This window comes from Aeromonas sp. SCS5 (assembly GCF_001887375.1).
Classification (GTDB): Bacteria; Pseudomonadota; Gammaproteobacteria; order Enterobacterales; family Aeromonadaceae; genus Aeromonas; species Aeromonas jandaei.
On the sequence record NZ_LFCS01000014.1, the window covers coordinates 63,280 to 75,677 of the forward strand.

Sequence of the window (12,398 nt, forward strand, 5' to 3'; positions counted from 1 at the left end):
TGATGTAGTATCCCGCAATCATCCTTAATGATGACGACGGAAGATAAACCAGTAAGTCAGACCAACCATCACGCCACCACCGATGATATTGCCGATGGTCACGGGGATGAGGTTGTGTAGGACGAAGTTGGATACGGTCAGGTCAGCAAAGGTTGCCGGATCCTGGCCGATGGCCTGCCAAAACTCCGGGCCAGCCACGCTATGGATAGCGATGCCAACCGGAATCATAAACATGTTTGCGATGCTGTGCTCGAAACCTGAGGCAACGAACATGGCAACCGGCAGCAGCATAACCACTACCTTGTCAGTCGCGCTGCGGGCACCGAATGCCATCCAGGCAGCCAGACATACCATCAGGTTACAGAGGATACCGAGCGCCACCGCTTCGAAGAAGGTGTGGTGAATTTTGTGCTGAGCCACTTTCAGGGCATTCAGACCCCACTGGCCGTCCGCTGCTGTGTACTCGGCAGAAACGATGATCAGCGCCACCATCAGCAGACCGCCAATCAGGTTGCCGAAGTAGACCAGCCCCCAGTTCTTGAGCAGCTGGGCCCAGCTGATCCGGTTGGCCGCTTTGGCTACCAGCGTCAGGGTGGTGGAGGTGAACAGCTCAGCACCGAGCAGTACGCAGAGAATAAGTCCGAGAGAGAAGCAGAGACCGCCGACCAGCTTGGCCATACCCCAAGGCATGGAACCGGTTCCGGTAGTCACTGTGATGTAGAAGATAAATGCGATGGCGATGAAAGCGCCTGCGGTAATGGCCAGTGGAATGACCTTGTATGCCGGCTTGGTAGCCTTGGCGTAGGTGATGTCTTCAGCCAGTGCAGCGATGGCTTCGGGCTTGAGACAATCGAATGGGGATTCAGCTTTCAATTATGATCTACCTGAATGTTTTGCCTGTTGAAATCATAACAAAGGGCCAAATGGCCAAAATTGACATCGATCAAATTTATCAGTGTGCGATTGTAATTTTACTACAAATATTTGAGCCGCATGGCTACGCCAGTTTACACCAGGTTTCAGCTGAAACAGAAGTGTTGGATTTTTAATGTAATGATTTTAAAGAATTTATAGTTCGCCACATAAACCATGCATTGGCAAGATATCTTTGCAGTTCCGAAGCATGCCCCCTGCCCTGCCTGCAACCCCCTTAGAGGTATTTTTTGTTTTTTATTTCATCTTTGAATAACAACGACATCGCTTATCTGCATCAAACAGAAGGGGCCAACCGGCCCCTCCTTTACTCACACATTGTCAATGTATATTTATGACCACTGATGGGCACGCTTGGCCTTTTGCAGCTTCTCGTAAGCCGCCAGCAGCTTCTGGTGCAGCGGGAATTGGGAAAGCGACAAGTCAGCCGCCTCCAGCCCGTGGAAACGCGCTTCGCCACTGGCGTTGGCCCAGGCCTGTGCCAGCGTCTCCTCACCATACATACGGGTGAACACGGCGCGATACTGCTCGGGGTCGCGCTCCTCGTCGAGGAAAAGCTCGACGCAGGCGCGCAGGGCACGATAGTAGCTGGCACGTTCGGCCGGGAACACCGACTGGTTGAACTCCATGGTCCAATCGATGAGATCGAGAGCAGTCTCCAGCTCACCGGCAGCCAGCGCCAGCATGGCTTTCAGCTCGCCAACACGCAGGGTGTGCAGCGCGGTGCCCTTGGCGGCAGCGATGCCCAGCAGCTCGCGCACCCGCGTACGCTCGTCATGCCCCTCTTCGTCCAGTTGATCAAACAACGCCATATACTGCTCGGCATCCCAATCAAGTGATGGCAGCGCCAGGATGGTCTCGCGCAGATGGGCTCCCATGGTGTTGTTGGCCAGCAGCAGATCTTCGGCCGGATAGATGTCGGACATGCCGGGCACCAGGATACGGCAGGCGTAGACGCCCAGGTGCTCGTAATCGGCGATATAGACCGGCTGCTCCAGCTCGTGGAAGATGCCGATCAGGTGATCGAACTCTTCCTGCGAGGTGCCGCGGAAGTCCCAGTCGGCAAACTCGAAGTCGGCCTCTTCCTTGAACAGATCCCAACTGATAAGGCCGGAAGAGTCGATGAAGTGGGTCTCGAGGTTGTGGTGATCCGCCACCTGCTCGTTGTCGAATGAGGGCGGCACAAACACGTCGAGATCCTTGAGACCACGGCCCTGCAGCAACTCGGTCACGGTACGTTCGAAGGCCACTTCAAAGCGCGGGTGGGCGCCGAAAGAGGCAAAGCAGGTGCCATTGCTCGGGTTGAGCAGCACCACGCAGATGACCGGATAACGGCCACCCAGAGAGGCATCGAAGCTGTAAATGGGGAAGCCTTCCGCTTCGAGCGCCGCGATGGAGGCGGCAATCCCCGGATAACGGGCAATGACCTCGTCCGGGATCAACGGCAGGCTGATGGCCTCGGCGATGATCCTGTTCTTCACGTGGCGCTCGAACACTTCGGAGAGCGCCTGGGTGCGCGCTTCTGTCTTGGTGTTGCCAGCGCTCATGCCGTTGGAAACATAGAGGTTGCCGATGATGTTCATCGGGATGTAGACGGTCTCGTGATCGGACTGGCGCTCGAACGGCAGAGCGACGATGCCGCGCTCCTCATTTCCCGATTGCAGATCCACCAGCATCTCGGCGGTCACTTCGCCATCCGGGTTGTAGAACTTGCGGGTGAAGCTGTCGAGCAGACCAGCTGGCAGTTGATCCCCTTCGATGGGGAACCACTTCTCGTTCGGGTAGTGAACGAAATCGCCGTTGGCGACCTGCTCGCCCAGATAGAAGTCGGCGAAGAAGTAGTTGGTGGAGAGACGCTCGAAATACTCACCCAGAGCGGAGGCAAGTGCCGCCTTCTTGCTGGCCCCCTTGCCGTTGGTAAAGCAGAGGGAGCACTCCTTGTCCCGAATATGCACCGACCAGACGTTCGGCACGGGGTTGAGCCAGGAGGCCTCTTCGATATCAAAGCCCAGGGCTTGCAGCTTGGTCTGGAAGCGTTCGATGGAGTCTTCCAGCGCCGCGTCCTTGCCGGGAATAAAAGTGTGGTCAGTCATCACGATATCCTGATTTTTATTGGCTCATGTTTGGCCGCAGATAATAGCAGGGGTCGCCGGCTTTGGCAGGACAAAAATCAGCAAACGGTAAGCAATGCACCCCACTTCCGGCCCCCTCTCCTCTCTCGGCCAAAGATGACAACCAAAGCAAACGGGCCCGGGGATTACCCGGGCCCGCTTGTTACGCAAAGCGATACATCGTCAGAGCTGCTTGCCCTGGCTGGCGATCACCTGGCTGTACCAGTGGAAACTCGCCTTCTTGATCCGGCGAAGGGAGCCCCCCTGCTCGTCACGCTCTACATAGACGAAGCCGTAACGCTTCTGGTAGCCGTTGAGCCAGCTCAGGATGTCGGTGAACGACCAGGCGCAGTAGCCGAGCAGTTCCACCCCGTCCTGCATCGCCTCCTGGCACGCCTTGACGTGGCTGCGCAGATAATCGATGCGGTACTCATCGTTCACCTTGTCGCCCGCCTCCAGCTTGTCGAACTCGCCAAGGCCGTTCTCGGTGATCATCAGCGGCAAACCGTAACGGGAAGAGAGGCGACGCAGGGCGATGCGCATCCCGGTCGGGTCGATGGCCCAGTCCCAGTTGCTGGTCTCAAGGTGCGGATTGGGCGCCGTCTTGTAGAGGCCGGGAATGCCGCTGGACGGCGTGGTGCCCTTCTTGCCGGTGGTGTTGATCCGCTGCAGGGTCTGACCACCCAAGGGGTTATCGGTGTAGGTCAGGGTGTAGTAGTAGTTGACGCCAATGTAGTCGGGCGTCCCTTCGCGCAGCAACTCCATATCGCCCGGCAGGATCTCGGGCGCCTCACCGTTTTCCCGCAAGTAAGCGAGCGCCGCCTGCGGATAGCGGCCAAAGCAGTAGGCGTCCAGCCACCAGAGGTTGTTGAACTCCTCGGCGTTCTCGTAAGCCAGCATATCTTTCGGGTCGCACGATGCCGGATAGGCAGGAGAGTAGGCAAAGCTCGGGCCAATCAAGCCATTCGGCACATGCTGGCGAAACGCCTTGATAACCCGGGCATTGGCCAGAAAGGCGATGTGGTTGGCGGCAAAGAAGCGCTTGCGATCCTGCACGGCAGGCGGATGGGTGCCGAGCTGATAGGCGTTGGTCAGGTTGTAGTTCTGCTCGTTGAGGGAGACCCAGTACTTCACCTTGCCGGCAAAGCGCTGATAGAGGGTTACGCAGTAGCGCTCGAAATCCTCGATAATGCGTCGGTCTTCCCAGCCGCCGTACTCATCCTGCAGCGCCTGCGGCAGATCCCAGTGGTAGAGGGTCAGCACCGGCTCAATCTGGTGGGCCAAGAGGGTGTCGATCAGCTTCTCGTAGAAAGCCAGACCCGCCTCGTTCACCTCCCCCCGACCGGTGGGATAGATGCGCGGCCAGCTCACCGAGAAGCGATAGGCCTTGAGCCCCATCTCGGCCATCAGCGCCACGTCCTCTTCCATGCGGTGGTAGTGATCCACCGCCACATCGCCGTTGCTCCCCTCAAAGGTCTTGCCCGGCAGCTTGGTGAAGAGATCCCACACCGAGGGCCCCTTGCCATCGGCATTCCAGCCTCCCTCCACCTGATAGGCTGCGGAGGCGGCGCCCCACAGAAAATCGCTCGGGAAGTCGTTGAACTTGTGGTGATGCATCTGGTGTTGCTCCTTCTGCGGCGGTGGTCCTGGCCACCTCGATTGCGCCGGCTGGCGGCACCCAATTGAATTGGCAATAGCATCGAACAGTTCTAGAATTCCGTCCAATGACAAATATGACCACTCAACATTCCTAACAGGAATGAAAGGAGCCGCTGTGGAGCTACGGGATCTGAAAGCCTTCGTCACTCTGGGGGAGGTACTGCACTTCGGCCAGGCGGCGGTGCGCCAGCATGTTACTCAATCGGCCCTGAGCAAACAGATCAGGCGGCTGGAGGAGGAGCTGGGTGGCGAATTGTTCGAGCGCAATGCCAGTACCACTCGCCTCACCGGACTGGGCAGGGCGCTGTATGAGGATGCCCGCGCAGTGGTCATCCAGAGCGAGCAGCTCTCCCGCACCGCCCGCGATGTGCTGGCGGGCAATGTCGGCACCCTGCGTATCGGTTTTGGCGTGGCCACCAAGATCCTGGTGCCTGCGGTCATCGCCCGCTTTCGCGCCGAGCGACCGCAGGTGACCATTGAGCTCAACGATCTCTCCACCCACCACCAGTTGCTGGCGCTGAGCGAGGGCAAGCTGGATCTCGGTTTTTGCCGCCTGCCTGCCCCCAAGGGGTGGCACGCCATGCCGGTCGAGCGAGCCCACTTCGTCGCCGTGCTGCCCGCCAGCTATCGGGAGGTGAGGAAATTGGCAGATCTGGTGGATAAGCCGCTGGCAATCCTGCGCCGGGACAAGGCGCCATCGTTTTACGATCACCTGATGAACTATCTGGCCCAGAGCGGGCTGCGCTTTCAGGGGATCCAGTACGTAAACGACTTCGCAGCGGGCGTCGCCACCGCCGCCGCCGGGATCGCCTGGACCCTGGTGCCCTCCTCCACCACCATAGAGCACCCGGATGTGATCACCCTGCCTTTAACGGAGAGCGAGGCATGCTGGGCGATTGGCCTCATCCGTCCGCCAAATAGTCACTCGCCACTGGCTGACGCCTTCTGGCAGACGGTTACCGATCACATAACGGGGGAAAATCTCCTTTCTGATTAAAAAATTAATAATTTCTTAAGAATCCCTGTGTCTATTTAGGGGGCATTCTTCTCAGCCCGAGTACGCCCCCATGAAAAAAGTCAGAGACATACTGCGCCGCTTCGACGGTCAGCGCCGCCAATGGACATCCGGCATCGAACGCTCGCTCCTCGCCTGGCTGGCCCGAGGCTCCCTGCTGCCACCCGGTGAAGCGCCCCCTCGCCGCATTCTTGTGGTTCGCAGCAACAACCGGATTGGCAACAACCTCTTTTTGCTCCCCTTCCTGCAGCAAGTACAAAAGTCCCACCCCGGCGCCGAGATCGAGCTGGTTTGCAGCAAGGGGCCACTGCTCCCCCTGTTTACTGCCCTCAACCTGCACCGCATTCATCTGATCAGATTGCAGGGGAAAGGGTTGATCAGTGCCCTGCCCGCCCTTTGGCAACTGCGCCAGCAGCGCTACGACCGGGTATATGTGCCGTTCGCCTCCAGCACCGACCACCTGCTGGCCGCCTGGGTGCGTGGCTGCGAAAAACGGGGATTTGACGATGCCAAAGGGGATGCGATCTTCGCCCGTCCGGACCCCATCGAAGAAGATCGCCACTACGCCTACCGCCCGCTGCGCCTGCTGGGTGTGGATGCGGGTCCCGAGCAGCAGATAGCGCTGGGACTGCCCATGGCGACCTGCCATCCCCAGCTGGCGGAGCTGGCCAGAGCGCACCCGGGGCAACCGCTTATCGGCTTTTTTACCGGCGCCCGCAAAGGCAAGGGGCTCTCCCCCATTCAGTGGCAACGACTGCTGGCCCAATTGCGCCGGCAAGCTCCCGATGCGGTGATGATCCAGTTCAACGACCCGGCAGCGCCACTGCCTCTGGTCGGCGATGCCACCCTCTCGCTCACCAGTCTGTGCGAATTTGCGGCCGTCACCGCTGGGCTCACTCTCTTTGTCAGTTGCGATACCGGTCCGCTGCATCTGGCCGCCGCCAGTGGTGTCCCTTGTCTTGGCCTCTTTACCCAGACAGATCCGCGCCACTACGGCTGCCTCGGTGCCCAGCACCACAATCTGGTGGTGACTGATCGCAACCAGATCGCCCTCGACCGCCAGTGGCTAAACAGGGTGCTGGAGCGTGAGCGCCCATCCTTGCCGTCCGCGCCACTGTTTATCGAACAATCCGCCCCCCAGCCACTCAATCTGCAGCAAGCGTGCTAATCCCGGTGCTTGTCGTTGATGCAGCGAAAGAGGGAAGGCTTGCTCCTTCCCTCTTTCGTTTTTAGCCCCCAGGTTGAAACGACTTGTGTCATCAGGGTTCAACGATAGCGGGCTTCAATGCGCGCCAGCTCGCCACTTTGCCGCAACTGCTGCAAAGCCCTGTTGAACTCGGTGATCCGAGTATTGAAGCGGGAGTGTTTGCCGATGCAGAGGTTAAACGGTGTCGACTCAAGCACCAGTGGCACTTCAACCACCTGATTGGCCAGCCCCAGCTTGTTGAGTTTGAAGCGTGCGACCAGTGGGTCTGTTACCATCAGGTCCCCACGACCCGCAGCCAGCATTTTGAAGACGTTATCAACATTGATGGTCTGATGAACGGTGAAGCTGGCCAGGTTCTCCTTGCCCCAGCCATTGCCCAGATAGTCGAGAAAGGTGAACGCCTTGAGATCCCCCAGATGTTTGGCTTGCAGGAACTCTTGCATATGGGGATGAGCGCGCGGCGTAAATATCGTCAGGGTCGTCGTAGTGACCGGCTCTTCCACAACCAGGGTATAGCTGCGCCGCTCGCGGGTGGCAACGGTCACAAAACCATCGGCCTGCGCCAGACGCACCATCTTCTGCGCCCGTTGCCACGGATAGCCTTCGTGGTGCACCCGCAGCCCCATCTGCGCGACCACCCGCTCCATCACATCGATCATCAGCCCGCGCATATTCCCCTGTTCGTCACGCCACGAATATGGGGCAAAGTCGTCAAAATAGACCATCTTCAACTCGGCCGCTGGCACCGCCCAGACACTCTGCCACATCAGCAATCCCCACAGGATTGCGATCCTAATACCAACACCCATGGCCGCGACTCCATCCACTCCTGCCAACTCTGAGCCTAGTGCAAAGCGGGCTGCAGCAAGGTTCAGGATCCTGTGGAAAAAGTGGCCAACGAAAAATGAGAGGGGAAGCAGTGGCTTCCCCTCTCTCGTTCGTTTTTCAGCACGCCACCTTACCGATAGCGGTCACGGCTTGCCGGTTACGCCAGCTCGGCACGCAGTGCCTTGGTGGCATCGACCATCACCTTGAGGGCGGCTTCCGTCTCTTCCCAGCCGCGGGTCTTGAGGCCGCAATCCGGGTTGACCCAGAGCCGCTCGGCCGGGATCTGTTTGGCGGCCTTGCGCAGCAACCCCTCAATCCAGCTCTGGCTCGGCACATTTGGCGAGTGGATGTCGTAGACGCCCGGGCCAATCTCGTTGGGGTAGTTGAAGCGTTCGAACGCTTCGAGCAGCTGCATCTGGCTGCGGCTGGTCTCGATGGTGATCACATCCGCATCCAACGCCGCCACCGCCTCGATGATGAGGTTGAAATCGCTGTAGCACATGTGGGTGTGGATCTGGGTGCTGTCCGCCACCGGGCTCGCGCTCAGACGGAAGGCGCGCACCGCCCAGTCGAGATAAGCCTGATGATCCTGCTTACGCAGGGGCAAACCTTCGCGGATCGCCGGTTCGTCGATCTGGATGATCTTGATGCCAGCGGCTTCCAGATCTGCCACCTCATCGCGAATGGCCAGCCCGATTTGCAGGGCGGATTGCTCGCGGCTCACGTCTTCGCGCGGGAAGGACCAGCAGAGGATGGTCACAGGACCGGTCAGCATGCCCTTGACCGGCTTGTCGGTCAGGCTCTGGGCAAATCGGGTCCATTCGAGCGTCATGGGGGTCGGGCGGTCGATGTCGCGGGTGATCACCGGCGGCTTGACGCAGCGGGAGCCATAGCTCTGTACCCAGCCGAAACGGGTGATGGCAAAGCCATCCAGCAGTTCACCGAAATACTCCACCATGTCATTGCGCTCGGCCTCGCCATGTACCAGCACGTCCAGCCCGATGGCCTCCTGACGCGCGATGGCATCGCGGATCTCCGCCTTAATGCCCGCCTCGTAGGCGCTGTCATCGATGCGACCGGCGCGCCAATCCTGCCGCAATACCCGGATCTGCGAGGTCTGCGGGAAGGAGCCGATGGTGGTGGTGGGCAGCAGCGGCAGCTTGAGATCCGAGCGCTGCAGCTCGGCCCTGACCGGATAGGGGCTGTGGCGATCAAAATCGCTGTTGGTGAGGCTGGCGAGCCGTGACTGCACCGCCTTCTTGTGCACCCGGCTGTCAGACTCCCGATCCACGATGGGCTGGCTGTAGGCGGTGATTTTGTCGAGCTCTCCCCCATCCAGATACTCTCTGAGCAGTCCCAGCTCGAAGCATTTTTGCAGGGCGAAAGCGAACCAGCTGCGGGTCTGGGGATCCAGCTCCTGCTCCAGGGTCAAGTCCACCGGGCTATGCAGCAAGGAACAGGATGAGGCCACCCAGAGCCGCTCGCCGAGTCTGGCTTTCAGTGCCTTCAGAGTCGGCGCCAGCTTGGACAGATTGGCACGCCAGACGTTGCGGCCGTTGATCACCCCGGCGGAGATGACCCACTGGGCGGGCAGATGCGGCACCAGGGTCTCCAGCTGCTCGGGGGCAGCCACCAGATCCAGATGCAGGCCATCTATCTTGAGGCTGGTGATAATGTCGCGCTGATGGGCCACCGAGCCGAAATAGGTGGTGAGCAGCAGCTTGCAGGGGCCCGCGAGGCGCTCGTAGGCGTTGAGGTAGGCGAGGCGCCACTCGTCCGGCAAGTCCAGCGTCAGCGCCGGCTCATCGATCTGTACCCACTCCACCCCTTGGGCGGCCAACTTGGCCAGGATCTCCTGATAGACAATCAGCAGGCGATCGAGCAGTTCAAGGCGAGAGAAGCCACTCTCTTTCTCCTTGCCAAGCCAGAGGTAAGAGACCGGCCCCAGCAGCACCGCCTTGACCGGCAGCCCCAGCGCTTTGGCCTCTTCTACCTCGTCAAACAGCTGGCTCCAGCCCAGTTTGAAGCGCTGATCACGGCTGAATTCCGGCACCAGATAGTGATAGTTGGTGTTGAACCATTTGGTCATCTCGGCGGCGGCCGCCGCCGGGCCGGTCGGCGCACGGCCGCGGGCCACCCGGAACAGGGTGTCGAGATCGGTCTCGCCATGACGGTGACGGGCAGGCACCGCATCCACCAGCAGGCTGGTGCCGAGCACCTGATCGTACCAGGCAAAGTCGCCCACCGGCAGCAGATTGACCCCGGCGCCGTGCTGGGCCTGCCAGTGGCGCTCACGCAGCGTCTTGCCCACGGCAACGAGTTCGGCCTGAGTGGTCTCGCCACGCCAGTAGGATTCGAGGGCAAATTTCAGCTCGCGCTTGGCGCCGATACGGGGGAAGCCCAGGGTGTGTGCTCGTGTCATAGGTTCATTTCCTTATGCTCATTCATCTGATGGGAAACTGGATGATTTAGCCATCCAGATGTTTACACATCCAAAATGACAAGATAAGGTGACGCTGGCTATTGAATCCTCTTCAAGTGGCTCTCAAATAATCCTCAACTGACCGCCGAACAGGTTCACCGCGAGGATACAGAGGCCGATTTTGCATGTGCAAAGAAGTGCAGGAGCAAGCAAGAAGGCAGGATAAAGAGGCGCAGGAGGCTAAAGGCCAAGCCACCGCCTACAGCATTATCAGCGCCAGACGCAATCTCACAAGGAGCCATCTTATGGCAGTGCCAAGCAATGCAGGGATAGAGATCAAACACTTGAAAACATTGACCGCGCTGGCCGAACAGGGCTCGCTGGCCGGTGCGGCGCTGACCCTCAACCTCACCCAGTCCGCCCTCTCCCACCAGCTCAAAGAGCTGGAGACCCGTCTCAATCTGGAGCTTTACCTGCGCAAGAGCCGCCCGCTGGTGCTGACCGCAGCGGGCAGCCAGCTGCTCGCCCTCGCCCGTCAGGTGTTGCCCGCCCTGGCCCAGACCGAGAAGCAGCTGCAGGCCCTACAGAGCGGCGATGCGGGCAGGCTGCATCTGGCGCTCGATTGCCACAGCTGCATCCAGTGGCTGCTGCCGCTGTTGCCGGAATTTCGCCGCCAGTGGCCCGGCGTGGATCTGGAGGTGGAGTCGGTGCCGGGTTTTGATGCCATCAATGCCCTGCTCGGCGGTCAACTCGATCTGCTGCTCACCTCCGATGTGCAGGCCCGCGGCGATCTCCACTTCGAGCCGCTGTTTTCCTTCGATCTGACTCTGGTGATGGCGCCGGATCACCCCCTCTGCCACCAGAGCCGCATCGAGCCGGGCGATCTGGTGCCGGAGGTGCTGCTGGTCTACCCGGTGGAGCGCAGCCGCATAGATATCTTCAGCCGCTTTTTGCAACCCGCCGGGGTGGAGCCCGCCCGCTGCAAGCCGGTGGACAACACCTCGGTGATGCTGCAGATGGCCGCAGCAGGACTCGGGGTCGCCGCCCTGCCGCGCTGGGCCAGCGACGAGTTTGTCAGACAGGGGATGCTCTGCTCCCGCCCCCTCGGCAGCGGTATTCGCCGTCATATGTATGGCGCGGTACGGGCCGCCGATCGGGATCAAGCCTGCCTGCAGAGCCTGTTCGAGCGCATTCGCACCAAGATGGAGGGATAACCCTCCTCAGCGGGGCTGGCCGACCTCTGCGAGCAGTGCAGGCAACTTTGCCTTGATAAAGTCGATGAGGGCTCTGACCGCCGGTGACAGGCCGCGCCGCGCTGGGTAGAGCATCACCAGCTTGCCATCTTTGGGACGCCACTCGGGCAGCAGTTGTTGCAGCCGCCCATCCGCCAGCTCATTCACGCAGGCGTAAAGTGGCAAGCCCACCATTCCTAGCCCCGCCAGCGCCGCCTGCTTGAGGGTTTGCATATTGTCGCTGCGCAACAGCACATTGACCGCCACCTCCTCACTCTCCCCACTGTCGTGCCGCAGCCGCAACAGATCGGCCTGACGCTCCAGCGAGCTGAAGAGCAGGGCATCCTCTCCCTCCAGCTGGCGCGGATGCATCAATGCACCGTGGCGAGAGAGCCACGTTGGGGCAGCCAGCACGCCCCACTGCACCGTACAGAGCGGTACCTGCACCAGACTGGAGGGGGGCTGCTCGAAGGCCACCCCGCGGATCACCACATCCAGCCCCTCCTCCAGCAGATCCACCTGCCGATTGTTGGCTTGCACGGTGAGTCTCACCTTGGGGTATTGCGCCATAAACACGGGCAGCAAGCGGGCGAGCAGCGCATCGGCAATGGTAATGGGCACGCTGATCCGCACCAGACCGCTCGGCTCCTGCTGCCGTTGCCGCACAGCCGCCTCTCCGGCCTGCGCCTCGGCCAGCATCGCCTGACAGTGGCGATAGAGCACCTCACCGGCATCGGTCAGGCTGAGTTGGCGCGAGGTACGTTGCAGCAGCCGGGCATCCAGCCGTTCCTCCAGCAGCCTGATCCTGCGCGAGATCCGCGACTTGGGTACGCCAAGTGCCCGCGCGGCAGCGGTGAATCCCTGCCGCTGCACCACATGGGTGAAGAGATAGAGATCATTCAAATCAAGTTCCAGTGGTGTCATCGGGCTGCCTTGGTCAGGGTGAGGTGCATTCACATCGTTCCATTGGCGGAACGATAAGAACCTATTT

The 12,398-nt window shown here is 60.3% G+C and carries 9 protein-coding genes; 3 read left to right on the top strand and 6 right to left on the bottom strand.

What is annotated here, in order from left to right; all coding sequences use genetic code 11:
* Positions 1–24 precede the first annotated feature (24 nt).
* The 3 genes from focA to BS300_RS17480 form a co-directional block, all read right to left on the bottom strand.
* Positions 25–873, bottom strand: a complete 849-nt coding sequence (gene focA / locus BS300_RS17470) for a formate transporter FocA (RefSeq protein WP_041210327.1) — start codon at positions 871–873, stop codon at positions 25–27.
* Between the two features lie 392 nt (positions 874–1,265).
* The gene (ycaO, locus tag BS300_RS17475) at positions 1,266–3,026 is read right to left on the bottom strand and encodes a 30S ribosomal protein S12 methylthiotransferase accessory factor YcaO (protein WP_071914295.1); all 1,761 of its coding nucleotides are present in this window, start codon (positions 3,024–3,026) and stop codon (positions 1,266–1,268) included.
* 201 nt (positions 3,027–3,227) lie between these two features.
* Positions 3,228–4,661 (bottom strand): glycoside hydrolase family 1 protein, encoded by a 1,434-nt coding sequence (locus tag BS300_RS17480; RefSeq protein ID WP_021231363.1) that lies wholly within the window; start codon positions 4,659–4,661, stop codon positions 3,228–3,230.
* A 157-nt stretch (positions 4,662–4,818) separates the two neighbouring features.
* Between BS300_RS17480 and BS300_RS17485 the strand changes: the two genes are divergently transcribed.
* Both BS300_RS17485 and BS300_RS17490 read left to right on the top strand, forming a co-directional pair.
* A complete protein-coding gene (locus tag BS300_RS17485) occupies positions 4,819–5,700 on the top strand; it encodes a LysR family transcriptional regulator (RefSeq protein ID WP_071914297.1) in 882 nt (293 codons plus the stop codon).
* Between the two features lie 70 nt (positions 5,701–5,770).
* Positions 5,771–6,886 (top strand): glycosyltransferase family 9 protein, encoded by a 1,116-nt coding sequence (locus tag BS300_RS17490; protein ID WP_071914299.1) that lies wholly within the window; start codon positions 5,771–5,773, stop codon positions 6,884–6,886.
* Positions 6,887–6,984: 98 nt separating this feature from the next.
* Here BS300_RS17490 and BS300_RS17495 read toward each other — a convergent pair whose 3' ends face one another.
* Positions 6,985–7,734, bottom strand: coding sequence for a transporter substrate-binding domain-containing protein (locus BS300_RS17495; RefSeq protein ID WP_071914301.1), 750 nt, complete (start codon positions 7,732–7,734; stop codon positions 6,985–6,987).
* Positions 7,735–7,910: 176 nt separating this feature from the next.
* Positions 7,911–10,175, bottom strand: a complete 2,265-nt coding sequence (gene metE / locus BS300_RS17500; protein ID WP_071914303.1) for a 5-methyltetrahydropteroyltriglutamate--homocysteine S-methyltransferase — start codon at positions 10,173–10,175, stop codon at positions 7,911–7,913.
* Positions 10,176–10,480: 305 nt separating this feature from the next.
* On the opposite strand from metE, the gene BS300_RS17505 reads away from it, so the two are divergent.
* Positions 10,481–11,389, top strand: a complete 909-nt coding sequence (locus BS300_RS17505; protein WP_071914305.1) for a LysR substrate-binding domain-containing protein — start codon at positions 10,481–10,483, stop codon at positions 11,387–11,389.
* 6 nt (positions 11,390–11,395) lie between these two features.
* Here the strand turns inward: BS300_RS17505 and BS300_RS17510 are convergent, their stop codons facing one another.
* Positions 11,396–12,331 (bottom strand): LysR substrate-binding domain-containing protein, encoded by a 936-nt coding sequence (locus tag BS300_RS17510; protein ID WP_071914307.1) that lies wholly within the window; start codon positions 12,329–12,331, stop codon positions 11,396–11,398.
* Positions 12,332–12,398: the final 67 nt, after the last annotated feature.